General features: G+C 64.5%; 22 protein-coding genes and 1 tRNA gene. 14 read left to right on the top strand and 9 right to left on the bottom strand.

Features of this window, described 5'->3' with window-relative positions:
• Positions 1 to 17 precede the first annotated feature (17 nt).
• Complete coding sequence (locus ACJH71_RS01105) at positions 18 to 1,673, top strand: DNA repair helicase XPB (RefSeq protein ID WP_406756196.1); 1,656 nt, start codon at positions 18 to 20, stop codon at positions 1,671 to 1,673.
• Between the two features lie 35 nt (positions 1,674 to 1,708).
• Positions 1,709 to 2,134 (top strand): pyridoxamine 5'-phosphate oxidase family protein, encoded by a 426-nt coding sequence (locus ACJH71_RS01110; RefSeq protein WP_406756197.1) that lies wholly within the window; start codon positions 1,709 to 1,711, stop codon positions 2,132 to 2,134.
• 15 nt (positions 2,135 to 2,149) lie between these two features.
• On the opposite strand, the gene ACJH71_RS01115 is transcribed toward ACJH71_RS01110, so the two are convergent.
• The 3 genes from ACJH71_RS01115 to ACJH71_RS01125 are packed head-to-tail and all read right to left on the bottom strand — an operon-like array spanning position 2,150 to position 5,806.
• A complete protein-coding gene (locus ACJH71_RS01115; RefSeq protein WP_406756198.1) occupies positions 2,150 to 2,434 on the bottom strand; it encodes a hypothetical protein in 285 nt (94 codons plus the stop codon).
• Positions 2,435 to 2,446: 12 nt separating this feature from the next.
• On the bottom strand, positions 2,447 to 4,579 hold the full coding sequence (locus tag ACJH71_RS01120) for a 3-hydroxyacyl-CoA dehydrogenase NAD-binding domain-containing protein (RefSeq protein WP_406756199.1): 2,133 nt from the start codon (positions 4,577 to 4,579) through the stop codon (positions 2,447 to 2,449).
• Between the two features lie 15 nt (positions 4,580 to 4,594).
• Positions 4,595 to 5,806, bottom strand: coding sequence for an acetyl-CoA C-acetyltransferase (locus tag ACJH71_RS01125; RefSeq protein WP_406756200.1), 1,212 nt, complete (start codon positions 5,804 to 5,806; stop codon positions 4,595 to 4,597).
• A gap of 235 nt (positions 5,807 to 6,041) precedes the next feature.
• Here ACJH71_RS01125 and ACJH71_RS01130 point away from each other — a divergent pair, with 235 nt between their 5' ends.
• On the top strand, positions 6,042 to 7,232 hold the full coding sequence (locus tag ACJH71_RS01130; protein ID WP_406756564.1) for a pyridoxal phosphate-dependent aminotransferase: 1,191 nt from the start codon (positions 6,042 to 6,044) through the stop codon (positions 7,230 to 7,232).
• Here ACJH71_RS01130 and ACJH71_RS01135 read toward each other — a convergent pair.
• Both ACJH71_RS01135 and ACJH71_RS01140 read right to left on the bottom strand, forming a co-directional pair.
• The gene (locus ACJH71_RS01135) at positions 7,219 to 7,671 is read right to left on the bottom strand and encodes an SRPBCC family protein (protein ID WP_406756201.1); all 453 of its coding nucleotides are present in this window, start codon (positions 7,669 to 7,671) and stop codon (positions 7,219 to 7,221) included. The two genes, ACJH71_RS01130 and ACJH71_RS01135, sit on opposite strands and share 14 nt — an antisense overlap.
• Before the next feature lie 57 nt (positions 7,672 to 7,728).
• Complete coding sequence (locus ACJH71_RS01140) at positions 7,729 to 8,172, bottom strand: SRPBCC family protein (protein ID WP_406756202.1); 444 nt, start codon at positions 8,170 to 8,172, stop codon at positions 7,729 to 7,731.
• Positions 8,173 to 8,257: 85 nt separating this feature from the next.
• On the opposite strand from ACJH71_RS01140, the gene ACJH71_RS01145 reads away from it, so the two are divergent.
• A complete protein-coding gene (locus ACJH71_RS01145) occupies positions 8,258 to 8,599 on the top strand; it encodes a DUF732 domain-containing protein (protein ID WP_406756203.1) in 342 nt (113 codons plus the stop codon).
• Between the two features lie 3 nt (positions 8,600 to 8,602).
• Here the strand turns inward: ACJH71_RS01145 and ACJH71_RS01150 are convergent, their stop codons facing one another.
• Positions 8,603 to 9,394 (bottom strand): serine protease, encoded by a 792-nt coding sequence (locus ACJH71_RS01150; RefSeq protein ID WP_406756204.1) that lies wholly within the window; start codon positions 9,392 to 9,394, stop codon positions 8,603 to 8,605.
• A 345-nt stretch (positions 9,395 to 9,739) separates the two neighbouring features.
• Here ACJH71_RS01150 and ACJH71_RS01155 point away from each other — a divergent pair, with 345 nt between their 5' ends.
• Entirely contained in the window at positions 9,740 to 10,189 is a 450-nt protein-coding gene (locus ACJH71_RS01155) for a DUF5994 family protein (RefSeq protein WP_406756205.1), read from the top strand.
• A gap of 240 nt (positions 10,190 to 10,429) precedes the next feature.
• Entirely contained in the window at positions 10,430 to 10,942 is a 513-nt protein-coding gene (locus ACJH71_RS01160; protein ID WP_406756206.1) for a cupin domain-containing protein, read from the top strand.
• A gap of 45 nt (positions 10,943 to 10,987) precedes the next feature.
• Here the strand turns inward: ACJH71_RS01160 and ACJH71_RS01165 are convergent.
• Positions 10,988 to 11,052, bottom strand: a tRNA-Phe gene (locus ACJH71_RS01165).
• A gap of 237 nt (positions 11,053 to 11,289) precedes the next feature.
• Here ACJH71_RS01165 and ACJH71_RS01170 point away from each other — a divergent pair.
• Entirely contained in the window at positions 11,290 to 12,684 is a 1,395-nt protein-coding gene (locus ACJH71_RS01170; RefSeq protein ID WP_406756207.1) for a hypothetical protein, read from the top strand.
• Between the two features lie 24 nt (positions 12,685 to 12,708).
• Here the strand turns inward: ACJH71_RS01170 and ACJH71_RS01175 are convergent, their stop codons facing one another.
• Complete coding sequence (locus ACJH71_RS01175) at positions 12,709 to 14,691, bottom strand: hypothetical protein (protein WP_406756208.1); 1,983 nt, start codon at positions 14,689 to 14,691, stop codon at positions 12,709 to 12,711.
• A 187-nt stretch (positions 14,692 to 14,878) separates the two neighbouring features.
• On the opposite strand from ACJH71_RS01175, the gene ACJH71_RS01180 reads away from it, so the two are divergent.
• The 3 genes from ACJH71_RS01180 to ACJH71_RS01190 all read left to right on the top strand — a co-directional run bounded on the left by ACJH71_RS01180 (position 14,879) and on the right by ACJH71_RS01190 (position 17,469).
• Positions 14,879 to 15,724, top strand: a complete 846-nt coding sequence (locus tag ACJH71_RS01180) for a hypothetical protein (RefSeq protein ID WP_406756209.1) — start codon at positions 14,879 to 14,881, stop codon at positions 15,722 to 15,724.
• 87 nt (positions 15,725 to 15,811) lie between these two features.
• Positions 15,812 to 16,981, top strand: coding sequence for an ImmA/IrrE family metallo-endopeptidase (locus ACJH71_RS01185; protein WP_406756210.1), 1,170 nt, complete (start codon positions 15,812 to 15,814; stop codon positions 16,979 to 16,981).
• Positions 16,981 to 17,469: a DUF4411 family protein gene (locus ACJH71_RS01190; protein ID WP_406756211.1), complete on the top strand. Its 489-nt coding sequence runs from the start codon at positions 16,981 to 16,983 to the stop codon at positions 17,467 to 17,469. The genes ACJH71_RS01185 and ACJH71_RS01190 overlap by 1 nt, the downstream gene beginning before the upstream one ends.
• Positions 17,470 to 17,705: 236 nt before the next feature.
• On the opposite strand, the gene ACJH71_RS01195 is transcribed toward ACJH71_RS01190, so the two are convergent.
• Positions 17,706 to 19,628 carry an AAA family ATPase gene (locus ACJH71_RS01195; protein WP_406756212.1) on the bottom strand — a complete coding sequence of 641 codons (1,923 nt, stop codon included), beginning with the start codon at positions 19,626 to 19,628 and terminating at the stop codon, positions 17,706 to 17,708.
• Positions 19,629 to 20,255: 627 nt separating this feature from the next.
• Here ACJH71_RS01195 and ACJH71_RS01200 point away from each other — a divergent pair.
• From ACJH71_RS01200 to ACJH71_RS01215, 4 genes are read left to right on the top strand one after another with little or no spacing between them, the layout of a single operon-like run.
• Complete coding sequence (locus tag ACJH71_RS01200) at positions 20,256 to 22,076, top strand: N-6 DNA methylase (RefSeq protein WP_406756213.1); 1,821 nt, start codon at positions 20,256 to 20,258, stop codon at positions 22,074 to 22,076.
• Entirely contained in the window at positions 22,073 to 23,362 is a 1,290-nt protein-coding gene (locus ACJH71_RS01205) for a restriction endonuclease subunit S (RefSeq protein ID WP_406756214.1), read from the top strand. Before ACJH71_RS01200 ends, ACJH71_RS01205 begins: the two co-directional genes overlap by 4 nt.
• A complete protein-coding gene (locus tag ACJH71_RS01210) occupies positions 23,359 to 26,304 on the top strand; it encodes a type I restriction endonuclease subunit R (RefSeq protein ID WP_406756215.1) in 2,946 nt (981 codons plus the stop codon). The genes ACJH71_RS01205 and ACJH71_RS01210 overlap by 4 nt, the downstream gene beginning before the upstream one ends.
• Positions 26,304 to 26,633 (top strand): M48 family metallopeptidase, encoded by a 330-nt coding sequence (locus tag ACJH71_RS01215; RefSeq protein ID WP_406756216.1) that lies wholly within the window; start codon positions 26,304 to 26,306, stop codon positions 26,631 to 26,633. Before ACJH71_RS01210 ends, ACJH71_RS01215 begins: the two co-directional genes overlap by 1 nt.

Raw genomic sequence — 26,633 nt, forward strand, 5'->3', positions numbered from 1 at the left:
TGAGGAGGAGCAGCGCCATGAGCGGTGCCGACGGGCCGTTGATCGTCCAATCCGACAAAACCGTGCTGCTCGAGGTCGACCACGAACAGGCCGGTTCGGCGCGCGCCGCCATCGCGCCGTTCGCCGAGCTCGAGCGCGCCCCGGAGCACATCCACACCTACCGCATCACCCCGCTGGCGTTGTGGAACGCCCGCGCCGCCGGCCACGACGCCGAGCAGGTAGTCGATGCCTTGGTCAGCCATTCCCGGTACGCGGTGCCGCAGCCGCTGCTGGTCGACATCGTCGACACCATGGCGCGCTACGGGCGTCTGCAGCTGGTGAAGAGCCCGGTGCACGGCCTGACCCTGGTCAGCCTGGATCGCGCGGTGCTCGAGGAGGTGCTGCGCAACAAAAAGATAGCGCCGATGCTCGGTGCCCGCCTCGATGACGACACCGTCGTGGTGCATCCCAGTGAGCGCGGCCGGGTCAAACAGATGCTGCTCAAGATCGGCTGGCCGGCAGAGGATCTGGCGGGTTACGTCGACGGCGAGGCCCATCCGATCGACCTGGCCCAGGACGGCTGGCAGCTGCGCGACTACCAGGAGATGGCCGCCGACTCGTTCTGGTCGGGTGGCTCGGGGGTGGTGGTGTTGCCCTGCGGTGCCGGCAAGACACTGGTCGGTGCCGCGGCGATGGCCAAGGCGAAGGCCACCACGCTGATCCTGGTCACCAACACCGTCGCGGGCCGGCAGTGGAAACGCGAACTGGTGGCGCGCACGTCGCTGACCGAGGAGGAGATCGGCGAGTACTCCGGTGAGCGCAAGGAGATCCGGCCGGTCACCATCGCCACCTATCAGGTGATCACCCGGCGCACCAAGGGCGAGTATCGGCACCTGGAGTTGTTCGACAGCCGCGACTGGGGGCTGATCATCTACGACGAGGTGCACCTGCTGCCCGCGCCGGTGTTCCGGATGACCGCCGATCTGCAGTCCCGCCGCCGCCTGGGTCTGACCGCGACGCTGATCCGCGAGGACGGCCGCGAAGGTGACGTGTTCTCGCTGATCGGGCCCAAGCGTTACGACGCACCGTGGAAGGACATCGAGGCGCAGGGCTGGATCGCCCCGGCCGAGTGCATCGAGGTGCGGGTCACCATGACCGAGGGCGAGCGGATGACCTACGCGGTCGCCGAGCCCGAGGAGCGCTACAAGTTGTGCTCGACGGTCCACTCCAAGATCGCGGTGGTGCGCTCGATCCTCAAGCAGCATCCCGGCGAGCAGACCCTGGTGATCGGCGCCTATCTCGACCAATTGGAGGAACTGGGCGAGCAGTTGGACGCCCCGGTGATCCAGGGCTCGACACGTACCGCCGAGCGCGAGAAGCTGTTCGACGCCTTCCGCCGCGGTGAGATCTCCACCCTGGTGGTGTCCAAGGTCGCCAACTTCTCCATCGACCTGCCGGAAGCCTCGGTGGCCGTGCAGGTCTCGGGCACCTTCGGGTCACGGCAGGAGGAGGCCCAGCGGTTGGGCCGGCTGCTGCGCCCCAAGTCCGACGGTGGCGGCGCGGTGTTCTACTCGGTGGTCGCCCGCGACAGCCTGGACGCCGAGTACGCCGCGCACCGGCAGCGGTTCCTGGCCGAGCAGGGCTACGGCTACATCATCCGCGACGCCGACGACCTGCTCGGTCCGGCAATCTGAGGCAACCCACGCCGATCGCGGATAGCCTGAAAAACATGGCCCTGTCCAAGGACGAACGCGAGCAGTTTCTGGCCGAGCCGCACATCGCCGCGCTGTCGGTGAACGCCGGCTCCGGGCGCGGCCCCCTGACGGTGCCGATCTGGTACCAGTACGCTCCCGGCGGCGAGCCCTGGGTGTTGACCGGGGCCGGGTCGCGCAAGACGAAGCTCATCGAGGCAGCCGGCAGCTTCTCGCTGATGGTGGAGCGCACCGAGCCGACGCTGCGCTACGTCGCCGTCGACGGCACCGTCAGCCGTGTCGAGCCCGGCACCGACGACCTCCACGCTGAGCTGGCCCACCGCTATCTGCCGCCCGATCGGGCCGAGAAGTTCCTCGAGTACGCGTTGGCCCAACTGGGCGAGCAAGTGGTCATCTATCTGCGTCCCCAGCACTGGATTTCAGCAGACCTGGGGGCGATCTAGGCCCGGTTTCGCGGCTCAGCGCACGCAGACGTCGGCCGGCAGCAGCAGCATCACCGGCCACAGCGCCACCGATGTCACCGTCGCCACTTCGTAGATGCTGGACGGTGGTATGCCGTACTGCCGCTCGGCCTGCGCTTGGAGCCGTTCGACGCCGTCGGGGTGCAGGAACAGCCACACCACTCCGGCGATCACATAGACCAGGCCGAGCCACAGCGCCGCCTCGATCAGCGCCCCGACGCTCACCTGGCGGTCCAGGAAACGCAGAATCCCCCGAAACCGCGGGGTTTCGGGGGATTCCACGTTGTCACCTGATTACAGCAGCGATGCCGGCGGGTTGAACCGGTCGCCGTAGGTGGCGGCCAGTTCCTTCGCCCGGGCCACGAAGGCGGCCTTGCCGCCGGGGTAGCCGGTGATGAACTGCGCGGTGCCACCGGTCCACGCCGGGAACCCGATGCCCATGATCGCGCCGATGTTGGCGTCGGCGGTCGAGGTCAGCACGCCCTCGTCGAAGCACTTCTGGGTTTCGAGCACCTCGGCGAAGAGCATCCGGTCGATCATGTCCTGCAGCGGCGGAGTGGAGCTGCCCGAGTTGAACGTCTCCCGCAGGCCCGACCACAGACCGGTGCGCTTGCCGTCGACGTACTCGTAGAAGCCGGCACCCTTCAGACGCGACGGACGACCGATCTCGATCATCTTGTCGACGACCTCTTCGTTCCGCTGCTTGGCGAGCGTGCCACCGGCCGCCTCGACACCCTCGCGGGTGGCGATGGCGATCTTCTGCATCAGTTCCAGGTTGAGCTCGTCGCAGAGCTGCAGCGGAGCGGCCGGGTAGCCGGCCTGCAGACCGGCCTGCTCGATGCTGGCCGGCTCCACGCCCTCACCGAGCATCATCAGCGCCTCGTTGACGAAGGTGCCGATCACGCGGGAGGTGTAGAAGCCGCGGCTGTCGTTGACCACGATCGGGGTCTTCTTGATCGCCAGCACGTAGTCGAACACCCGGGCCAGCGCCTCGTCGGAGGTCTTCTCGCCCTTGATGATCTCCACCAGCGGCATCTTGTCGACCGGGGAGAAGAAGTGGATTCCGATGAAGTCCTCCTGGCGCTTCACGCCGGTCGCCAGACCGGTGATCGGCAGCGTGGAGGTGTTCGATCCCAGCAGTGCGTTGGGCTCGACGATGTCCTCGATCTCCTGGAAGACCTTGTGCTTGAGGTCCTGGCTCTCGAACACGGCCTCGATCACGAAGTCGACGCCGGCCAGGTCCTGCGGGTCGGCGGTCGGGGTGATCTTGTCCAGCAGCGCCTGCGACTTCTCAGCGGTGGTGCGACCCCGCTCGAGCGCCTTGGCTTCCAGCTTCTCCGAGTAGCCCTTGCCGCGCTGGGCCGCCTCGAGGGAGACGTCCTTGAGCACCACGTCGTAGCCCGCCTTGGCCGACACGTAGGCGATGCCGGCGCCCATCATCCCGGCACCGAGCACGCCGATCTTGCGGATCGGGGTCTGCGCGATGCCCTCGGGCCGGCTGCCGCCGCCGTTGATGTGCTGGAGATCGAAGAAGAACGCCTGGATCATGTTCTTGGCGACGTTGCCGGTGACCAGCGAGATGAAGTAGCGGGTCTCGATGCGGCTGGCGGTGTCGAAGTCCACCTGCGCGCCCTCGATCGCGGCGGCCAGGATCGCCCGCGGCGCGGGCATGTTGGCCCCCTTGACCTGCTTGCGCAGCAGGGCCGGGAACGACGGCAGGATGGCCGCCAGGGCCGGGGTGGCCGGGGTGCCGCCGGGCATCTTGTAGCCCTTGGCATCCCACGGCTGCACACCGGCGTCGGGGTTGGCCTTGATCCACGCCTTGGCGGCGGGCACCAGTTCCTCGACGGTGGGCAGCACCTCGTCGACCAGGCCGATCTCCTTGGCCTTGGCCGGCTTGAAGCGGGTGCCCTGCGCGAGCACGTTCATGAAGGCGTTCTGGATGCCCAGCATCCGCACGGTGCGGGCGACGCCGCCGCCGCCGGGCAGCAGGCCCAGGGTGACCTCGGGCAGGCCGAGCTGGCTGCCCTTGGCGTCGGCCGCGATGCGGTGGTGACACGCCAGCGCGATCTCCAGGCCACCGCCGAGGGCGGCGCCGTTGATGGCGGCCACGACCGGCTTGCCCAGGGTCTCCAGGGCGCGCAGGTCGGCCTTGATGCCTTCGCACTGGTCGAAGACGGCCTGGGCGTCGGCCGGGCCGACGTGGATCATCGCCTTGAGGTCACCGCCGGCGAAGAAGGTCTTCTTCGCGCTGGTGACGACCACACCGGTGACCGAATCCTTCTCCGCGATCAAGCGCTGGACCGCGTTGTGCATGGACTCGCGGTAGTGGTCGTTCATGACGTTAGCCGACCCGGTCGGGTCATCCAGGGTCAGCGTGACGATGCCGTCGGCATCCTTGTCCCACTTGATGGTGTTCTCTGCCATTTTTTACAAGCCCTCTCAGACGCGCTCGATGATGGTGGCCACGCCCATGCCGCCGCCGATGCACAGCGTGATCAGGGCACGCTTGGCACCGCGACGCTCAAGCTCGTCGACCATGGTTCCGGTGATCATGGCGCCGGTGGCGCCCAGCGGGTGACCCATCGCGATGGCGCCACCGTTGACGTTGAGCTTCTCGTTGGGGATGCCCAAGTCCTTCTGGAACTTCAGCACCACCGAGGCGAACGCCTCGTTGAGCTCGAACAGGTCGATGTCATCGACGGTCAGGCCGGCCCGGTCGAGTGCCTTGACGGTGGCTGGGGTGGGGCCGGTGAGCATGATGGTCGCGTCGGCACCGGTGGTGGCGGTGGCCACGACCCGGGCCCGCGGGGTCAGACCCTGCGACGCGCCCGCCTTCTCGCTGCCGATCAGCAGCAGCGCGGCACCGTCGACGATGCCGGAGCTGTTACCGCCGGTGTGGACGTGGTTGATGCCCTCGACCCAGTGGTACTTCTGCAGGGCCACGTCGTCGAAGCCGCCCATCGCGCCGATACCGTCGAACGCCGTGCGCAGCTTGCCCAGGCCCTCAAGGGTGGTCTCGGGACGCATGTGCTCGTCGTGGTCCAGGATCAGCAGACCGTTCTGGTCACGCACCGGGATGACCGACTTGGAGAAGTAGCCGCCCGACCAGGCCGCGGCCGCACGCTGCTGGCTCTGCAGCGCGTAGTTGTCCACGTCCTCGCGGGAGAAGCCCTCGATGGTGGCGATCAGGTCGGCACCGATGCCCTGCGGGGCGATGTAGTTGTCGTAGGTGAAGGGCACGTCGGAGAACATCGCGCCGCCGTCGGAGCCCATCGGCACCCGGCTCATCGACTCCACACCGCCGGCAAGCACCAGGTCGTCCCAGCCGGAGCGAACCTTCTGCGCGGCGACGTTGACGGCCTCGAGCCCGGAGGCGCAGAACCGGTTGAGCTGCACGCCACCGACGGTGTCGGGCAGGCCCGCGGCCAGCACCGCGGTGCGGGCGATGTCGCCGCCCTGGTCACCCACGGGCGAGACGCAGCCCAAAACGACGTCGCTGATCAGGCTCTCGTCCAGGTCGGGGTGGCGGGTGCGCAGTTCCTCGATGAGGCCGACGACCAAGCTGATCGGCTTGACCTCGTTCAGCGCGCCGCCGCGCTGCTTGCCGCGCGGGGTGCGAATGGCCTCGTAGATGAAGGCTTCTTCGGACATGGGCGATTCCTCTTCAGTATTTGGTATTCGATGCGGATCGACTGCGTCTTGGTCGGAGCGTAGTCCCCGAATTCCCACCCTAACAGGGTGGCCTATCAACCGGATGGTTGGTCCGTCTGGCCCGCTCCCCAACCGAGCGTGAAGTTGGCTTCACGCCGGCGGCCTGAACGTGAAGCCAGCTTCACGCTCGACCCTGCGACGACGCCCTTTAGGCTCGGATCCCATGACGGCGCGGATGGTCTCACGGCTGCAGCCCTATGCCACCACGATCTTCGCCGAGATGTCGGCACTGGCCGCACGGATCGGCGCGGTCAACCTCGGTCAGGGCTTCCCCGACGAGGACGGACCGCCGGCCATGCTCGAGGCCGCCCGGGCCGCGATCACCGACGGCGTCAACCAATACCCGCCCGGGCCCGGCATCCCCGCCCTGCGCGAAGCCATCGCCGGGCAGCGCGCGCGCAAGTACGGGATCGACTACGACCCCGACACCGAAGTCCTGGTGACGGTCGGGGCTACCGAGGCCATCGCCGCCGCGGTGCTCGGCCTGGTGGAGCCGGGTTCGGACGTGGTGCTGCTCGAGCCGTTCTACGACTCCTACTCCCCGGTGGTCGCCATGTCCGGGGCGCGACGAGTCAGCGTGTCCCTGGTTCCCGACGGGCGCGGGTTCGCCTTGGACGCCGACGCGTTGCGGCGGGCCATCACCCCGGCGACCCGGGCGCTGATCGTGAACTCACCGCACAATCCGACCGGCATGGTGTTCACCGAGTCCGAGTTGGCCGAGATCGCCCGGATCGCGGTGGAGGCCGATCTACTGGTGATCTCCGACGAGGTCTACGAGCACCTGGTCTTCGCCGGACGGACCCATCGCCCGCTGGCCGCCTTCGAGGGGATGGCGGAGCGCACCATCACCATCTCCAGCGCGGCGAAGATGTTCAACTGCACCGGCTGGAAGATCGGGTGGGCGTGCGGACCGGCGGAGCTGCTGGCCGGCGTGCGAGCCGCCAAGCAGTACCTGAGTTATGTCGGCGGGGCGCCGTTTCAGCCGGCGGTGGCGCTGGCGCTGAACACCGAGGACGCCTGGGTGGCGGCACTGTGCGCGACCATGCAGGCGCGCCGCGACCGGTTGACCGAGGGCCTGCGGGGCATCGGATTCGAGGTGCACGACAGCTTCGGCACCTATTTCCTGTGCGCCGATCCGCGCCCGCTGGGCTATGACGACAGCACGGCGTTCTGCGCCGAGCTGCCCCACCGGGCCGGGGTGGCCGCGATCCCGCTGTCGGCGTTCTGCGTGCCCGGTTCGGAGGCGACCGCTCCCGATGTCTGGAATCACTTGGTGCGGTTCACCTTCGTCAAACGCGAGGACACCATCGACGAGGCGATCCGGCGACTGGAGACGCTGCGCGACGGGCCCGCTACGACTCGGTAGTGGCGTCTTCGCCCATGATCTGCTGACGCAGCCGTTCGGTGGCGATGCTCAGCACCAGCTTGCTGGCGCGCCGCACGATGAACTCGGGGATCGGCCCGGACGGTTCGACGGTGATGTCGAAGCGCACCCGCGTGCTGTCGGGACCTTCGCGAGTCAGGGTGTATTCGACGTGCTGGGCGCGCTGCTGGGCCGTCGCCTTGGCATCCCAGACCATCCAGTCCGGGCCCCAGTGGTATTCCAGGATCTCCTTGTCCACCAAGCCCAGAATCTTGATGGTGGCCAGCACGTGATGGGGACGGCCATCTTCGTACTTGTCGAGGACTTCGATCCGCTTGTGCACCGGCGACCACGACGCCAACTCGGACACATCAGCGAGCGCGTCGAGGATTTTCTCCGGCGGCGCGTCAATCACAATTTCCCGCGATGCTCGAACAGCCACTAGATCGAGCCTAACGCCGAGTCCTCCCGGCGGCAGGATTTCATCGCAGGGGAAAAGTCAGCGGCTCTTCTTGAGCTTGAGCACCTGGTCGCGCAGCCCGTCCGTGGCGGTCTTCATGCCGCCCTTGAGGGTGCTCTTGAGCAGGAACCCTGGGATCGGGATCGACGGGTCGACGTTCATGTCGAACCGCACCTTGGTCTTGTCGCCCTGCGGGGTCAGCGTGTACTTGGCGTCCTGCGCCTTGAGCTGACCGGCCGACACCAGGGTCCAGCCGACGCTGTCGTCCGTCCAGCTGTATTCGACGACCTGCTCATCGGTGAGGCCCGCAGCCTTGATCTTCATCCGCACCCGGCGTGGCCGGCCGTCGTCGTAGGTGTCGAGCACCTCAGCACTCTGGTACTGCGGCGACCAGGACGGAACAGACTCGACGTCGGCGAGGACGTCGAAGATCTCCTCCGCGCTCGCTTCGATAACCACTTCGCGGGAATCCTTGACTGCCATGGCAGGCACCCTAACCAGGCGGGCGGTGATGCGGGGGGATTTGGGCCCACCGAGAGTCGCCCCATCGCCGGGTGGCGGTGGCACCATGGAGGTCATGCATGTGACCGTCCGGATTGCCGCACCCCTGCTGGCCGCCGCGGCACTGACCGCCGCGCCGGCCGCCCACGCCGATGACGCGAGCTATCTGGCCCGGGTCAACGCCGCCCCGGTGGCGATCCCGGTCGCCGACCAGGTCAAGGTGAGCTCGGGGCACTACGTCTGCGCCGAGTTGCGGATGTATGGCCACACCGGGACTTACCGCTCCGGCATCTCGCCGGGCGACCTGGTGCGCCAGCTGACCAACACCTTCTATTACAGCCCCGAAGCGGCCGACGTCCAGATTCAGGCGGCGCAGGCTGAGATCTGCCCGGAGACGTTGCGGCCCTGAGGCTTAGCCGAGGCCGAACCCGGCGCCCGGCCCACCCTTGGCGTTGAGGTCATCGAGGATCGCCTTGAACATCACGATCCCCGGCCCCGACTGATCCAGCGGTGCGGTCGGGAAGCTTCCATCGCGAACCATGCCGACGAGCAGGTTGTCGATGGTGATCGGGGCCCCGTCATCACCGGGCTTCCACCACTCTTCACCGGCAGTGTCCACACCGGCTGGCCCTATGTCGTAGCAATTGAGGCCGGTGCCCCGGCCGAGCTTGCAGGCCTGCTTGGGGGCGGCGGGTTCCGGGGCGGGGGGTTCCGGGGCGGCGGGCTCTTGGGCGGCCGGTTCTGCATTGGCAGATTCTGGGGCGGGTGACTCCGGGGCGGCAGGTTCCGCGGCGACGGGTTCCGGGGCCGGAGGCGTCGGCTCTTTCGGGCCCAGGCCGAAGATCCCAAAGCCTTCGTAGTCGCCGATCGGTTTGACCTTGACCGGGTCGAACTCGATCACCGCGTAACCCAGTCCCTGGTCGGCGGCCACCACCGTGCCCACACCACCGTGATCTTCGGCGCCCTCGACGACCACCGACGAACCCGGCCCACCGCAGTTCGCGGCGGTAAAACCGATCAGCCGGCCGCTGCTGTCGTGGCCCATCGCGGTCAGCGTGCACAGTGTGTCGTCGTGGAGCACGATCCCGGCACCGCCGCCGAGCTGGATCTTGTCACTGGCCGCGGCGGCGGGCGGCAGACCGGCGGCGGCGATCACGGCGGCGATGACGATTGCTGGCGCTCGTCGAATCGAGGCGGGGTGCACAGCGACTCAGTCTAGGGGCGGGCCTGATCGACAACCGTCATTCCAGCTCGCACACCGGGCTTGACCTGAACGGTCCCGCAAACCATGCCGGCAGCGTACGGTCGAATGTGAGCCGATTGATTGTCGGCGGCGGTCCACCCAGACGCGGCCCGGGCGGCCTCCTCGGGCAATTGTGATTCCTCCGCCTACCTGCACCCGCGGGCCAGACGAATCCGACTGTGACGGAACCGCCCGTGGATTGTGAGATCTGGTGCGACACTTAGCCATACCGAGATCAGCGTTCGACCGCAATACGCCTACCGCCCTGGTCATCGAAAGATCCCAGAGGCAGCAAGAGCAGTTGCGATGATCTACCCGCTCGGAGGCGCACGCCATGCCCGTCCTATCCGGCTCACGCTGGCTCGCGAACTCGGCCACGACATAGACGGTGCTTGGTGGCCACATGCGGATCGCATCACCAACGAATTGCCGAACCTGGTGGCTATCCTGACTCCCCTGCTCGGAGACATCACCGCCATCAACGTGAACTGGTCCGCGCTCCAACGCCCCCCTGACCTGAACTGGCCGGGATGGGAAGGCAAACGCCAGCACGTAATGACTGTCAGCGGCGTGCACGCGCGCGCCAACCTGCTGGTCATCTCCTACGCGACCCACACCGCGCTCGCCTTGATGGTGATGCGCTCCGCCGCAGGCCTGCCGATCGCTGCCGTGGACCGCGACAAACTCGCGTGCTTGACGGCGGGATCAGTCCTGCGGCACGCCAGACAACAACGCGACCCTGCCTACGGTTGCTAGCCACCTGATACCGGGACGCTGACTGCCGTGGCGCGCCGACAACGCATCGGCGCCGATTGACCATGGTGGCCAGGGCCGGGATCGGCCGGCGACGTTCCGATTTTCGGCTCCCCGCGTCACCAGGTCGAGAAGATGCGCCCTGCGAACATCGAATCAGTGTGGGCGACGGCCAGGCAGGAATGTGATGGTCGGCGGGAGGGTTGCTGAAATAGTCTGTCCGCCAATCGGAAGGCCCTTGTTGTGGCACTTGAGCAGTTCACTCCCGGCGTGATCCCGATGGTCCGAGGCGATGAGCGCGAGGTGCTGCGCACGGCGGCCGGTGCCTCGACCGGATTGGTCATGGACTCCAATGCGACCGGCGGGGCGGCGAGCGTCTTGGACATCACCCTGGCCGTGGGCGCGGACGGTGCTGCCCCGCACTTCCACACGCGCTCCTCCGAACTGTTCTTCGTCGTGTCGGGTCAGATCGAATTCCTCGCCGGCGATCACGTGGAGACGTTGAAGGCCGGCGACACCGCCGTGGTCCCGCCGCTGATGCATCACGCGTTCGCCGCCAGCCCGGGCAGTGCGGCGCACCTCTACACCGTGCTCACGCCAGGAGCGCAGCGCTTCGGTTACTTCCGGCTGTTGGACGACATCTTCAACGGCAGAGTCGACCGCTCCAAGCTGGAGGCGGCGCAGGCCGACTACGACAACTGGTTTGTTGAGAGTCCGGTATGGGGTGAGGCGCGAGGCCTGACGACGCGCGGTTAGCCCCAGACAGCAAAAGAACCACCTGGCATCAGGTGGTTCTCATTGTGGCCAGGGCCGGGATCGAACCGGCGACCTTCCGCTTTTCAGGCGGACGAGATGGCCACTGAACTGCGGTTTATCTGCGTCTGTGCGTCGTATGCGCCGCATTGAGCAGGGCTGACGTACTCAGTCTGTCCGGCGAACGGACATAAACCGGACACGGTGCTTGCACTCCCGACCAGGGATTCCCCGACGGCTCGTCACTTCGTGATGCGCACCGCGGGCTCCCGGGGAGCAGGCACCCGATGCCCAGAATCACCGGATCGACCGGCGGGCACGACATCCACGATGGCGCAGCGGTCCATCGTGTGGCCAGCCACCACCCGAACGGCCAGCCGGAACACGGCCGTAGCCGCGGACGCCGGGAGGCCGCGAGCACCCGAGGCCGCCAGGCCGCAGGGCGCGACAGCCGGCCGGGAGGCGGGAGCGGCGGAGGTCGTGTTCCGGCTGGGACTCCCGGGCTTGTTATATGTCCCAAAAGTGTCCGCGACGACGCCGAGTCTGGAGCCGACGCGGATTGGTCAGCCGCCGATGCTCTGAGGCTGCGGTTCCCGAGCCCCGAGATGGTCACTTCGGCGGCAGCGCTATTCGAGCCGGCGGCACCGTGGGCGCACGGCAAGGACCGACTCAGGGTAGAACCGGAATCCGGTCGATTCCGGATCACCGTCGGCCCCGGCGTGGTCCGCCTAAGCTGGGCGAACCCAGTCCGCACCGAAAAATCAACCGAACGCGAGGTGGGCCGGCGCCGGTTCGACGTGGCGGTCGAAGAAGATCGCCTCAAATCCGGCCGCGAGGAGACCGGCTCATCTGGCCGTTCGATCACCGAGTGGTCGCGTAAGTCACGCGCAGCGATGTGTCGTACCTTCGCCGAACTCGACTACACCCCGCTGGTGGAATCCGGGCGGGTACCGGCGATGATCACCCTCACTTACCCCGGCGAATGGGAGGACGTCGCCCCCGACGGGTCCAGCGTGAAGCGTCACATGGTGTTGTGGCGCAAACGATTCCAACGTGAGTACGGCGAACCAGCTCGCTACATCTGGAAGTTGGAGTTTCAGCGGCGTGGCGCACCGCACATCCACCTGTGGATGGCGCCGCCCATGTCGCCGGGCCGATCGGGTCGCGGCTTCGCCCAATGGCTGTCCGACACGTGGGCGCAGGTCGTCGACCACCCAGACCTGGAGCAGAAGGCCCGACATCGGCTGGCCGGCACTGCAATCGACGTGCGCAACGGGCTGAAAGCCTGTGACCCCAAGCGCCTGGCCATCTACTTCACCAAGCATTCATCGCCAAACTTACACGGCGACAAGGAGTACCAGCATATTGTTCCCGAACAATGGCGGCATCCTGGCCGCGGCCCCGGCCGGTTCTGGGGCGTGTATGGACTCAAGAAGGCCGTCGCCGTTGTGGAAGTCGCACAGGACGCGTACCTGACGGCTCGCCGGATCATGCGGCGCTGGTCGCGCAGCCAGGCGGTGTACGGCGACTCGAGCAACCGCTTCCCCACTGCTGTAGTGCCGCGCACGGCCACGTGCTTGGTTCCGCGGGGCCTCCACGAGACCGGCGTCGTGGTACGACGTCGGGCGCGACGGCGACGGGCGCTCTGCAACCAGGGTGGTCTGGCTGGCGGATATGCACTCGTCAACGATGGGCCTGCGTTCGCATCGCAGCTCTCAGCGGCATTGTCGATTGCGCACGTATAACCATCAGTCCGACCGCACCGATGACTAGCTTCCGTCGAGCAGCTTCATCACCTTGCGACTGTTATCCAGGATGTGCCTGCTGAGCGGCAGGGGGAAGCCGCGGCGATGCAGGAAGATTTGCAGGGAGGAATCACCTTCCGATACAACTGCGTGGCGCCACCCCGCGAGTAGCTTCATCATGTTCCGATCGGTGCTCGGCCCTTGCGGCAAACTCAAGGCGAAATCGGCCATACCTTCGAGCAATTGAACGTCGGCGACGGTGATCAGACCCGCAGGATAGACGTGCGGCTGCAGATGTTGGAAAAATTTGCGGCCCCGTTCGACGATGTCGAAGTTCGTGATGATCCCAGTAGGCACACCGGTGTCGGGGATGACGACGAGCGGAACGAAGTTCGTGTCCTCGTTGACTACTTCGCCGTCCCAGCCGCCGTGCTTCTTCACAAGATCGATGGTCGACAGGAGCTGCTTGAACTTGCCCTCAACGTAAATCTTGTCGATGTCGGCGGCGAATTCTTCGAACGTTGCTAACCCCTGCGCTGCATCAGCTTTAACCGCGTGATTTGTGGCATCGATGACGACGCAGTGGCCTTCCCCTAGCAGCATCCAGTCACACACGGAAGGCTTTTTGTCCTTCTTCTCCGTCCACGCGGCCTGCATCTCCGCCTCGTCGACGATCTTCTCTATCCCTTTGCCTTTTACTGCAATCCGGTGCAGGATGCCGCCCACGAAGACCTCGAAAGCCTCGTTCATCGCGTTCTTGAAGCGATCACCGAGGCCCCTCGACTGAGTACCCAGGCTGTACCAAGCCTCGTGATACAGCGTTGCGCCACATAGACGTTCCATGGCCCACTGGTGGCGGATCATGACGATGGTGCTGTCGTCGACGGCGATGAACGGATACTGCGTGAAGGTGAACCGCTGGTGTGCGATGTCGCCGGCTTCGCGGTCCGCCGCGAGCGCATCCCTGTACCCCTCGAGCGTCAATGCCATGTGGCCAATCAGGTAATCGATCGCTGCGTCGGACACACCGTCGGCGGCCAGCTCGTCGCGGGTGAATCTGACCTGGTGGTTACCGCTGCTGCGCTTGACGATGCGGTGGCCGAGCCGAAGCAGGTCGAGGAGCTCGACGCCGGTGCCGACCTTGAACGCTTCGGCGGGCGTTGCGCCGAGGCCGGTCGTCTTGGACTTCTCGGCCCACCGGGCAAACCACAAGTCGTAGGTATTCGACAGCACCATCTCGTACTTCGCCGGCATGTTGAATAGGTTCGACGCGACCTCGTCGGGGATGAACTTCCTTGCGTATTCGAGGAGTTCCTCCATGCTATTCGTCGGCATTTCACGTTCGACCTTGGCGATCTCGTCTGACGTCGGCACGTCGCCGGCGAACCCTGGGACGCTGTTCTGCTCGGACGTGATCGACAACAGGAGATGCACCAGCGTGTCACGATCGATCGACGCAGCGGTCTCCTCTACCGATGCGCTTTCGATGATCTCCCGCTGCAACTGCGCGGCGGCTCGGGGGGAGACGAGTAGATCGTGATGTTGGGTCACCCTCTTGCGGGCCCGCTGGCAGGCCTCGCCTTCACCGGCGCCGAGGAATTCGGCCTCGACGATGTCCGGGCGCTGGTCTGTGGTGAATGCAACATCCCATTGCCCTTGAAGGCGAGCCACGGTTTCGAGGGCGTCGAAAAGGTTGATACCGGAGAGCAACTCGCACCGTCGCACCTCCGAAAGTGGTTTCAAACCCAGGCGCCCGCAGACGATCAACTGCGGCCTTGACTGCATGAACTGCGTCATCTGCCGGATTGCCTCATCAGGTGAGCTTGGCGGTTTCCACCGCGGGGCTGCCCCGAAAAGTCCACCCTGCGGGTGCAGGCCGAAGATACCTCGCATCGGTCGAGCGGCTTCCTGCTCGCCCTTCTCGGCGCGCTCCTTACGAAGTCGAGCACCTTTACCCATCGGCGGACATTCCCTCTCATCGAGCAGCACCTCGGTCGGCGCCAACATCGTCGCCGGCCCGGGACCCTCAAAGAGTAAGAGTCAGCTCCGACAGGCAGTCATGACGTCGCGCGTCGCCGCGCATGCACTTTGGGTTTTCAGTACTCGTTGGCACGCGCCCGAAGTCCCGTAGACCGAGCGCGCTCGACCGGTTACAACGACGGCGATGTCGGTGGTCGGCAGTACCGTCACGACCATGATCCAGGACGACCTCTTCGCCATGAGCGCCGAACCGGACGGGTGGGGATCCCCTACCGCGCAGCTGCAAGTGGACCTGCTGGGGCAACTCCGTGTCGGTCCAGTGGCCGGCCACGACGATCTGGACGTGGCAATCGCGCTGACCGGCTTGGTCTGGGGCGAGCTGAAGGCGTGCGGGACAGACGGCGCCACCCGCCTCGACGATCAGCAGATCGCCCTTGCACAACGCGCTCTGAAGGCCACACTTCACCGCATCGGCATCGAGTTGGACTTCCCCTGGCGGAACTTCGAGAGCTTCAAGACCCACTGGATCAAGAACGACTGCGCGTATTCGTGGCAAGCCCGCCGCGTCCTGCTCGAGGATTTTTTCGGCCCGGTGCAGCAGCGGCTGGACAAGCTCGAAGAAGCCCAGTTCCGGGCGGTGAACGCCGAGGCGGTGTCGCCGCACACCAAGACCGGCTGGCCGAAGGTCGATGAAGAACTGACAGAACTTCGGCGCCGCTTCCGGACTGCCACCACCACGCAGGACTACCGGGACACCGGCAACCGGAGCATCGCTGCCCTGGAAGCGATCAGCCGCACGGTATACGACCCTACGACGCACGTGCGGGAAGGCGAGACCGAACTGTCGCCCGACAAGACAAAGCTGCGCATCGGCCGCTACGTCGAGGACTCCTTGGCAGGGAAGGACAACGAGGCAATCCGCGGCCTTGTGGTGAAGACGATCGAGCTAGCCCACAGCGTCAAGCACTCCACTCAGCCCACACGCCGCGAGGCAGGGATCGCGGCGGACGCGGTGATCATGTTGGCGAACATCCTGCGGCGCGTGGATCAGGACTTCTGAGTCGGCCATCTCAGTTGAATCTCATCGGCGGGGTCGACACACTCCGACGAGTGGGCTGCGGCACACTGACACCAAGCACGGAAGGAGGTGGCGGGCACCGTGGTAGTTCGTGTTGAGGTCGCCCCCAGCCTCCTCGAATGGGCCGTCGAGCGCGCCGGCTGGGACGACGAAACCACGCAACGTCGGGCACCGAAGCTCGACGAGTGGATCAGCGGTGAGCGACAGCCGACCCTCAAGCAGTTGGAGAGCTTCGCGCACGCGACTCACACCCCGTTCGGCTTGCTGTTCCTACCCGAACCGCCGAACGAGCCGGTGCCCATCCCGGACATGCGTACGGTCGGTAACGCGGCAGTGCCCCGCCCGTCTGTTGATCTGCTGGACACGATCTACATCTGTCAGACCCGGCAGGAGTGGTACCGCGACTACGCCCGGGATCACGGTGCTCCCCGACTCGAGTTCGTGGGCTCCGCGACGACCGATACGCCCCCGGCGGATGCAGCCCGCGCGATCCGCGCTGCCCTCGATTTCGACCTAACCGAGCGCGCCGTGTTCACCAATTCCGACGATGCGCTGCGGCAACTTATCGACCGCATCGAGGCCATCGGTGTACTCGTGATGGTGAACGGCATTGTCGGCGGCGACACTCACCGCGCCTTGAACCCGGAGGAGTTCCGGGGCTTCGCGCTGTCTGACCCGATAGCGCCGCTGATCTTCGTCAATGGCGCCGACACCAAGGCGGCGCAGATCTTCACGCTGATTCACGAACTCGCCCATGTCTGGCTCGGCGGCAGCGCCCTGTCCGATGCCACGATGGTCGCGCGGGACGGCGTCGCCGACGAGCTGTGGTGCAATCGGGTCGCCGCTGAGACCCTGGTCCCGCTGGCCACCCTCCGCCGCGACTATCAGGGCGAGCCGACGCCCCAGGAGCTGACACGCCTGGCCCGCCGCTATCGGGTGAGCACGCTGGTGATCCTTAAGCGCCTGTTCGACGCACACTTCCTCGGCTGGGACGACTACCGGGAGCGATACGGGGCAGAGCGGGAGGCCGTCATCGAACTGGCGAAGCACCGCCGCGGAGAGAACTCCGGCGGGAATTACTACAACACCCAACCGCTCCGCCTGAGCCGCCAGTTCGCACGTGCAGTGGTCACCAGCACCTACCAGGGCGACACCAGCTTCCGAGACGCCTTCCAGCTCCTGGGAACCAAGAAGCACGAAACCTTCGCCCGCCTGGCTGACGAGATCGGGGTCGGTTGATGTACCTGGTTGACGCGAACGTTCTCATCGAGGCCAAGAACCGCTACTACGCCTTCGACATCGCCCCCGGATTCTGGGAGTGGCTTGAGGTTGCGCATGCCGCGGGCGATGTGGGCAGTATCGAGGCTGTCAAGACGGAACTGGTTGGCCGGGCTGATGAGCTCTCTGCCTGGGCGCAGAGGAACGGTTCCTTCTTCCAGCCGATCGACCAGGCCACAACGGCTCATTTCCCGGCGCTCACCGCGTGGGCGGCGTCTCGCCCGTTCACTCCGGCCGCACTCGCGGAGTTCGCCGGTAACCAGGCCGACTACCAGCTGGTAGCTCACGCGCGCGGTCACAACCACGTCCTAGTCACCCACGAGCGCCCGGATCCCAACTCACGAAAGCGGGTGAAGATCCCCGACGCCTGCGCCGCGATCGGTGCCACATGCCTGGACCCGTTCGAGATGATGCGGCGCACCGGGGCGAAGCTGGAACTGGGCACCTGACCTGGGGAGGAGTCGTCACCGAGTACAGCCGGGCCCGCAGCGTCCACTGCTGTGCGCCCGGCAACCAGACTCCGCTTCGGATGGGGATCCCGCGATTCCCCACTTGGTGGCTACGTGCAACCGCGCACCGCTGCGCCTCCACGAGATCACCTGCCAGACCAGCGCGGTGACCGACACCAGCAGGGCGAGCACGGACAGGCAGAGGGTGAGAATGACCGGACCGGTCCAGGGAGATGTCACGACGAAGAACTTGGAGGCGTCTGCAGGGTTGCGTTGATCCGTTGAATGAGTTTCTCGAAGTTGTTCAGCGTCTCAGCGCTGAGCCCGTCGAGTAGCGCAGGATTCCGCAGCAGTGTCTCAGCGGGTTTGTAGTGGTCGAACTTCCCGTGCAGCTGTTCCAGCCGGTGAATGATGCGGTCCCCGCTGCCGAGGTTGGTCGCTTTGGCCCTCTTGCCGAACGCGTTGTTGTACAGCGAGAGATAGTCGTCCACGGTGAAGAGGTCTTCGATGTCGGCGTGCTTCGCACCGATCACCTCGCCCACACGGATCAGGCGGCTCTTAGAGAATCGGCCAGCTTCGAGAGCTGCCTCTAGCTTTCCGGCTCCTTCCGTTCCGGAGTCGATTAGGATGGTCACTTCCAGTGCTCGGCCGATCAACGCAACGAAGGCGGGAATGTTCGACGCGCCACCGGCCGGCAGTATCCGGAGGTGTTCATCGAGCTGGGTCCGGCCCTCCTGCCCAAGACGTCGGTTGACCGCATCCAAGTAGAGGAAGTCACTGGGGCCCTCAACGAGGAGATTGCTGTTGCCGATGAACAGGTGCTGTGCGACGTCATAGCCGAGTGCCGCTTGGAGCGGAAAGAGGCTGTCGGCGTTGACCGTCAGCGCCTCTTGGCTGGCCACCGCCCCTTCCTTCGGTCCCTTGTCTTCGACGATTCGTACCCGTTCGATGTGATCGGTCTCGACCATGAACGGAGAGTGCGTCGTGTAGATGACCGGGGCACCCGGTGCGAGCCGCTCGTTGATGAACCGGAGGAAATCGGCTTGCGCACGCCCGTGCAGTGTGAGAGCAGGCTCGTCGAGAAGGATTACAAACTTCTCCGACCGGGTCTCGAACTCCGTGAACGCCGCGAGGAACGAGAAGAACCAGCGGAAGCCGCTCGACCGGTGCGAGAAGCTATTGGTGAAGTGGTGGCGGGTGTCTTCGACGCGGATGTGGAGATAGTTCGCGACCACACAGGGGTGGCCGTTCGCGTCGTTCTCGATCTTTCGGTCGGTGTCGAACTTCACCCGCAGGCTTGGGTTCTGTCGCCAGTACTCGAAGACCTGCTCAGTCAGATCGACGCTGACGGCTTCCAGCTCCGACGTTCGGTCCTCGTAGTCGTCGCTGCACAGGGCCTCTGCGCTGGTGTCTGCGAGGGCTAGTAGCGCCCGCGCCGTCTGGGCTGAGGAGGCGGCGGCGTCATCGTCCCGTTCTTCGGTGAGAGCGTCGAGGTCGATCTTCCCTTCGAGAACGCTGTATTCGCCGAAGTAGAAGAACGACGGGAGTTCCAGCTCAGCGAGTATCGCGTCGAGGAAGGATTTTCCGGCGAGCAGCTCGATGATCCCCGTCGAGATCGAACTGCGCGCGGCATCCACGACGGGGTCCGTGTCGTCGTCACCCGGTGCTTCCCCGAGCGCATCGCGAAGATCCTCGAAGGTAGCAGGTGCGCCGATGTCCGCCTTCAGTGCTTCCGGAAGGTCGTACTTTGCCAGTAGCGTCGATACCGCAGCCTGTTCGTCGTACTGGACGCGCCAGAAGGTGGTGTCGGCGTTGTACTTCCGGTGCACGGTGACGGTCGTGGACGTGAGGACGTTCTCGCCGAATTTCCTGCTGACCTTTGCCTCGTCGTCGGCGTCGAGTTCGAAGTCGGCCTCGATGGGCCGCGCATCGTCGATGATGCCCGCCTTCCGGTCCTTATTAGCAAGCCAGCGCGGGTAGTCACGCTGCACGTCGAACGCTGCACGCCCCACCGGTTTGAGGCGATGTAACGCGGCGAGGATCGCCGTCTTCCCTGCCTCGTTCATCCCCACGAGGCAGGTGACGTGCGGGTCGACAGCGATGTCGCCACTATCGACGATGTTGCGAAACTTCCGGACGCGGAACCGGGTGAGTTGCACTATGGACTCCTGCGTTGATGCGGAGATGAGATTCGGTCAGGTTAGCTGTCTGGTACGACAGCCAGCGCCGCCGTCTCAGGCGACACTTCTGAGTTACCCGGTAGATGCCCCGGTGAGACTCCGTCCGTGCTTTATCGAGTCGCTGTGGCTCTTGGCCCCATCGAATTGGGTCGGTGACGGGGAGAAGTAGTTGCTCAGTTCGTTGAGCCAAGCGTTCGGGTTCCCGGTCATGCCGTCGCAACCTTCCCTCCGGAACAGTGGCAGGCGCCTTTGACAAACCAGGACACAGTCATCCCGCACCTCGCCTCACCAGGGACTGACACGGACGGGGCAGCCAGGGTGTGCATCAACCGAACCCAGGACCGGATCGACCAGTCGCGGGGTTAGCTGTTCCGCCACCGGCGCCGGTCCGCCCACCGGTCCCCGTTTCTGCTTGCCGACAGCGCGGGCAGTCACCGCACCGTCGGGAAGGTTCAGCGCCCAACGGGATGACTTGGGCGTGGTAGCCGGGATGATCGCAGTATCCACAAATCGCCATGACGTTGCTCCCCTGATTCTCGAGGTCGGGGCACACGCTGTGCACCATCCGCATTGCATTTGTTATATCACTGTGCAAACATAACATACATGACGGAATCGCCAACCACCCCGACACTCCTTCAAGCCATCCGCGCCACGCTCGATCTCACCCAAGCGGAGTTGGCCGAGCATCTAGGTGTTTCCTTTGCCACGGTGAACAGGTGGGAGGGCGGCGCCAGCAAACCACAGAGAGCCAAGCTCGCAAAGATCAACGCGCTCGCCGCGGAGGCTGGCGTCGACGCCAGCGATGCACCACTTGTCGGTGGGGCGGTTGTTTCCCGTCGCCGCGGCCGCCAAGCTAAGCCGGCAAGTCCGACCACAAAGCCGATGGAGCAGATGCTGTGGAACGCGGCCTGCTCGATCCGAGGCGAGAAGGACGCACCGAAGTTCAAGGACTACCTACTGCCGCTGCTATTCCTTAAGCGCCTTTCCGATGTCTTTGACGACGAGATCGACCGCCTTGCCGAGGAGTACGGCGATCGTGACGTCGCCCTGGAGATCGCGGACAACGACCACGACCTGCTCCGTTTCTACCTCCCGGCTGAGGCACGTTGGGCCATCATCAGCGGACGCGAACAGTACGACTGGCCTGACGACGAGCGTGGCCGGTCAACGCGACCGCGCGACATCGGTGAGCACCTCACCAAAGCGGTGCGAGCCGTCGTCCGATTCAACCCGACCCTCGCCGGAGTCATCGACGTCGTGGACTTCGCAGCCGCGCGGAACGGGGAACGAGACATCAACCCCGCCAAGCTCAATGGCGTCGTCGAGACCTTTTCCGACCCGCGCTATCGCCTAGGCCTCGCCGATGTGCAGCCCGACTTCCTAGGCCGCGCATACGAGTATCTCCTCCGGAAGTTCGCAGAAGGCTCGGGCCAGAGTGCCGGCGAATTCTTCACTCCAACCGAGGTCGGCTTCCTCATGGCGCGCATCCTGCGACCGAAGCCGGGACAGACCTGCCATGACTACGCCTGCGGTTCCGCCGGTCTACTCATCAAACTCCAGCTCATCGCGCGTGAGCTCGATCCGACCGCAAGAATCCCACTCAAACTATTTGGCCAGGAGCTCCAAGCCGAGAGTTACGCCGTCGCCCAGATGAACGCGATCATCCACGACATGGACGTGGACCTTCGTCGCGGCGACACCATGATTAATCCCAAGTTTCGCACGTCGTCAGGGTCGCTCGACCAGTTCGATCTTGTTGTCGCCAACCCGATGTGGAATCAGCCTTTTGACCCGAGCATTTTCGAGGACGACCCGTACGACCGGTTCATCAAGCACGGTGGCGCAACGTCAGGCAAGGGTGACTGGGCCTGGCTCCAGCAGACGCTGTCGGTACTCAAGGACACCGGCCGTGCGGCGGTCGTCCTCGACACCGGTGCCGTAACTCGCGGGTCGGGCTCGAAGAACGAAGACAAAGAACGCAACATCCGCAAGTGGTTCGTCGACCACGACCTCATCGAGGGCGTCATCCTGCTGCCCGACAACCTCTTCTACAACACACCCGCAGCGGGCTTGATTGTCGTGCTGAACAAGCGCAAGCCCGAGGTGAAAAAGGGCAAGATTACGTTGCTCAACGCGAGCAAGCGGTTCACCAAGGGCAAGCCTAAGAACCACCTCGCCGACGAGGACGTCGTTGAGCTTGCCAAGCTCTACAACGCTGGTGAGGTCGTCGACGGTGAATTGGCGGTTATCGACAATGCGCAAGCGGCTGAGGCTGACTACAACCTCAGTCCGAGCCGCTGGGTTCAGCAGACGAACGCACAGGTCCACCGCTCGGTCCGAGAACTGGTGGCGGAACTTGCCGAGCTGGATAGTGTTGCCCGGGAGACCGACGAGGCACTGGCGAAGATGTTGGTGAAACTGTGAGCGGAACTCATTGGCCGACGAAGTCGCTGGACGATCTCTTCGTCGTGGGTGCAGGCAAGACGATGTCGGCGGCAGCGCGCACCGGCCAGAACAAGGTTCCGTTCTTGCGCACTTCAAACGTTTTTTGGGATGAGATTGACCTCCTTGAGGTCGACGAGATGGCAATCCCAGACCGTGAACTGGCCGACAAGCTCGTTGAGCCAGGAGATCTGCTGGTGTGTGAAGGGGGCGAGATCGGCAGGGCTGCAATCTGGGAAGGCGGCCCCACACCGATGTCTTTCCAGAACCATCTCCACCGACTTCGACCGCATGTGGATGACGTCGACCCCCGGTTCTACGTCTACTTCCTCCAGTCGGCCTTCACCCAGCTCGGAATCTTCGAAGGAGCGGGCAACAAGACCACCATCCCCAACCTGTCCTCGGGCCGACTCAAGGCTCTGGAAGTTCCTCACCCTCCGCTGGCAGAGCAGGTCGCCATTGCCGACGTCCTCAGGCACGTACAACGGTCCAGAAGGCTCAACGAGCATGTGGGGCTAACGACGCAGGAGCTGAAGTCCGCCGCGATGGAGCAGTTGTTCACGCGGGGTCTACGGGGGGAGGCCCAGAAGGAGACCGAGATTGGCCCCATCCCCGAGACTTGGGATCTCGCTCAGTTCGGCGAGGTTCGTGAGTTCCTACAGTACGGAACCTCGGTGCGTTGCGTCTTGGAGCCCGAGGGGTACCCCGTTCTACGAATCCCGAACATTGAGCCCGGACGCGTGAATAGCGCTGAGCTAAAGTATTGCAACCTTGCGCCGGCGCAGGCGAGCAAGTACCTGCTTCAACACGGCGACCTCCTGTTCATTCGGACCAATGGCGTGATCGACCGGTTGGGGTCCTGCGCGGTCTACGAGGGCGAACCACACCCAGCACTCTTCGCGTCCTATCTAATCCGTGCCCGTTTGACGGAGCTTGTGCTGCCGAAGTACGTCGCGTACTTCTACGGCTCGACCCGTGGGACGTCCTTGGTTGGCGGCCGAGCGACTCCCGCGTCGGACGGCAAATACAACCTCAACACAGGAACCATTGACGCGCTTCCGCTTCCGATCCCGCCGACAGTCGAGGAGCAGCAGGAAATCATCGACGTACTCGACGCTCTCGACAGCAAGATCGACCTGCATCGTCGCAAGCGCGCGGTTCTTGACCAGCTCTTCACGTCGTTGCTGCACAAGCTGATGACCGGTGAAATCACGGTCCGTGACCTCGACCTGAGTGCGCTGCCGGCCAGCGATGGGAGTGCGGCATGAGCCAGATCAAGATCTCCGAGGCTAAGTCGGTGCAGTTCCCGATGGTGAAGCACGCCTCAAGCGTCGGCTGGGTGCAACTCGCGCCAGAGGAAGCCGAGGGCATGCGTCGTGGTCGGGCGAACATGTTGTTCCCCGAGGTTCTTGAGAAGAAACTCCGGCAGTTCAACCCGTGGCTGACCGAGGATCAGGCCCGCGCGATCGTTGAAAGCATCGAAGCGCTGCCCGCGACGATCGAGGGCAACCGGGAGGTGTTGCGTTGGCTTCGAGGCGAACGTCAGTGGCACGACGAAAACGAGCAGCGGCAGCGGCCGGTCCAGGTTGTCGAATTCGCCGACCCTCAACAGAATGCTCTGCACGTCACGTGGGAGTGGAAGGTCGAGCCGCCGGCCCGGACAAAGGGGAATCGCGCTGACGTCATGTTCGTCGTCAACGGCATCCCGGTCACGATCGTCGAGCACAAGAACCCGAAGGACCGCGACGCTCTGACCAAAGCGGTGACCCAGCTCCGGCGTTACGAGATAGAGACGCCAGAGCTCGTGGCTCAGGCGCAGCTCCACAACGAGACCCACCTGATCGACTACTGGTACGGCGTCACGTGGAACATCAACCGCCGCATGCTCTTCAAGTGGAAGCACACAAGCGACGAGTCCTACCGCGACGCCGTACGGGCGTTCTTCGAACCGCGCGACTTCCTGCGCACTTTGCGCGAGTGGGTGCTCTTCTACATTGAAGACGGCGAGACGAAGAAATCGGTCCTTCGTGAGCACCAGCGCGCTGCAGTCGATGCGGTGGTCGAACGGTGTGCCGACCCAGCGAAGAACCGGGGGCTGATCTGGCACACACAGGGCTCCGGAAAGACCTTCACCCTGTTGACGGCAGCGCAGTTGATCCTCAGCCAGAAGGACCACTTCAAGAACGCAACCGTCATCCTCGTCGTCGACCGCATCGAGCTGGAGGGCCAGCTCAAGGAGTGGGTCGATAGGTTGCTCGGTGAGATACAGGCCAACGACATACCGGTTCGACGCGCCAACAGCAGGGATGACCTGCAGGACATCTTCGACTCCGACTTCCGTGGACTCGTCGTCTCGACGATCTACAAGTTCGACACAATCCGGAAGAACAGCTCCAACCGCGATAACGTCTTCGTCTTCATCGACGAGGCACACCGTTCAGTTGCCGCTGACTTGGGCTCGTATCTCATGGCGGCGGTGCCCAACTCCACGATCATCGGCTTCACCGGCACCCCGGTCAGAGGGACGCAGGGAAACAATTCTAGTTCGTTCCAGATCTTCGGATCGCAAGACGAAAAGGGCCACCTGCACAAGTACTCGATCATCGAGTCAATCGACGACGAGACCACCCTGCCGATCAAGTACATGCTGGCGCCGTCGTCGATGTCCATGACGCCAGAGGATTTAGACGAGCAGTTCTACGCCCTTGCCTCCGACGAGGCCGTCACCGACATCGACGAACTCAACAAGGTACTGCAGCGAGCCGTCGGACTGCGCACCTTCCTGGGCTCTGATAGCCGCGTGACGCAGGTGGCTGAGTTCGTCGCGAACCACTTCAAGGAGAACGTAGACCCGCTGGGGTACAAGGCATTTCTCGTCGCGGTCGACCGCGAGACGTGTGCGAAGTACAAGCGCGCACTTGACGAGTTGCTGCCGCCCGAGTGGTCCGAGGTGGTCTACAGCAAAAATGCGAGCGATGTCGTCGACCGTCCCGACGTGCATGAACTCCAGCTTTCCGACGACCGCGAGAAAGAGGTGCGGCGGCAGTTCAAGAAAGCCGACCAGCAGCCCAAGATCCTCATTGTCACCGACAAGCTGTTGACCGGCTATGACGCGCCGATCTTGTACGCCATGTATCTCGACAAGCCAATGCGTGATCACGTCCTGCTCCAGGCGCTCGCGCGCGTGAACCGACCGTATGTCGACGGCGATGGCGTGCAGAAGAAGGTCGGTCTCGTCGTCGACTTCGTTGGCATCCTGAAGGAGCTTCACAAGGCACTGCGGTTCGATTCCGCCGACGTCAAAGGGGCACTCGAAGATCTCGATGTTCTGATGGCGGACCTGCTGGTGAAGATCGAGGCTGCTTCCGCCGAGTACCTGCAGGTCACCGACGGCCAGGGTGACGACGAGCAGTTAGAGAGCATCGTCTACGGCAAGTTCGTCTCGGAAGATGACCGTAAGAAGTTCTTCGACGACTACCGCGACATCGAGACATTGTGGGAGATACTCTCGCCGTCAGCGGAGCTGCGCGATCACATCGCGACGTACAAGCGCCTGTCCGTCTTGTACGCGGTAGTTCGCACCGCCTACTCCGAGGCGACCACCTTTACGGCCGATCTGGAGCACAAGACGAAGCGCCTGATCGAGGAGACCGCGACCCAGGAGGGCCTCGGTCGGTTCACCAAGGTTGCCACGTTCGATGTGCCAACGTTGGAGGCGCTGGGTAGGGACGACGGACCGCCCGAGGAGAAGGTCTACAACCTGCTACGTGGCTTACGCAAGGAGATGGAAGACAACCCCGCTGCCGCGGTGGCGCTCCAAAGCATCAAGGAGAAGGCCGACCGCGTCATCGAAAATCTCGAAGAGCGGAAAGTCAGCGGTCTCGCCGCACTCGATGAACTCAAAGCCATCGCAGAAGAGAAGAACAGACTGCGCGAGATCGCTGAGCAGAGCGGACTGTCGGATCGCGCGTTCGCCATCTACTCCGCTCTGAGTACCCAGCAGTCCCTAAGCGATCTGCAGATCGACGTCGGGATCGTTGCGGCGAGCATCGAGGTTTCGGCAGAGCAGTACCCGCACTGGCGGCAAAACACTGACGAGCGACGCCGCCTGCGCAGTGGGCTCTACAAACCCCTGCTGGACAGTCGGGTTCCCGCCAAGTCGTGTGCCGAGATCATTGACACCGTCATGGACGTGCTGGAGAAAATCTGATGGCACGCCCGAAGATGACCCTGACAGCGGACCAAGCGCTCACCCGCAAAGCCATGGCGTGGGCTACCAAGATCCGGGTGAATCCGTCGCGGATTGTGGTAGCCGAGCTGACAACGAAGTGGGGTTCATGCGCGCCAGACGGTGCGATCACCCTGGCCCAGGACCTCGTCGACATGCCAGCGGCGTTTCAGGACTACGTCGTCGTTCATGAACTGCTTCACCTGCGCTACCGCTCCCACGGCAAAGCCTTTACCGCGATGATGACCGCCCTGGTCCCAGGTTGGCGCGAGCTGGAGGCATCGAGCCCAGTCAGGGAGGTGCACGGATGA

Origin of the sequence: Mycobacterium sp. SMC-15, assembly GCF_045310925.1 — a bacterium.
Taxonomy (GTDB): Bacteria; Actinomycetota; Actinomycetes; order Mycobacteriales; family Mycobacteriaceae; genus Mycobacterium.

Excerpts from the sequence above, each read along its gene's own strand:
- ACJH71_RS01105 (WP_406756196.1), top strand. The coding sequence starts at position 18 with ATGAGCGGTGCCGACGGGCCGTTGATCGTCCAATCCGACAAAACCGTG.
- ACJH71_RS01110 (WP_406756197.1), top strand. The coding sequence starts at position 1,709 with ATGGCCCTGTCCAAGGACGAACGCGAGCAGTTTCTGGCCGAGCCGCAC.
- ACJH71_RS01120 (WP_406756199.1), bottom strand. The coding sequence starts at position 4,579 with ATGGCAGAGAACACCATCAAGTGGGACAAGGATGCCGACGGCATCGTC.
- ACJH71_RS01125 (WP_406756200.1), bottom strand. The coding sequence starts at position 5,806 with ATGTCCGAAGAAGCCTTCATCTACGAGGCCATTCGCACCCCGCGCGGC.
- ACJH71_RS01130 (WP_406756564.1), top strand. The coding sequence starts at position 6,042 with ATGGTCTCACGGCTGCAGCCCTATGCCACCACGATCTTCGCCGAGATG.
- ACJH71_RS01140 (WP_406756202.1), bottom strand. The coding sequence starts at position 8,172 with ATGGCAGTCAAGGATTCCCGCGAAGTGGTTATCGAAGCGAGCGCGGAG.
- ACJH71_RS01145 (WP_406756203.1), top strand. The coding sequence starts at position 8,258 with ATGGAGGTCATGCATGTGACCGTCCGGATTGCCGCACCCCTGCTGGCC.
- ACJH71_RS01155 (WP_406756205.1), top strand. The coding sequence starts at position 9,740 with ATGATCTACCCGCTCGGAGGCGCACGCCATGCCCGTCCTATCCGGCTC.
- ACJH71_RS01175 (WP_406756208.1), bottom strand. The coding sequence starts at position 14,691 with ATGTTGGCGCCGACCGAGGTGCTGCTCGATGAGAGGGAATGTCCGCCG.
- ACJH71_RS01180 (WP_406756209.1), top strand. The coding sequence starts at position 14,879 with ATGATCCAGGACGACCTCTTCGCCATGAGCGCCGAACCGGACGGGTGG.
- ACJH71_RS01190 (WP_406756211.1), top strand. The coding sequence starts at position 16,981 with ATGTACCTGGTTGACGCGAACGTTCTCATCGAGGCCAAGAACCGCTAC.
- ACJH71_RS01200 (WP_406756213.1), top strand. The coding sequence starts at position 20,256 with ATGACGGAATCGCCAACCACCCCGACACTCCTTCAAGCCATCCGCGCC.
- ACJH71_RS01210 (WP_406756215.1), top strand. The coding sequence starts at position 23,359 with ATGAGCCAGATCAAGATCTCCGAGGCTAAGTCGGTGCAGTTCCCGATG.
- ACJH71_RS01215 (WP_406756216.1), top strand. The coding sequence starts at position 26,304 with ATGGCACGCCCGAAGATGACCCTGACAGCGGACCAAGCGCTCACCCGC.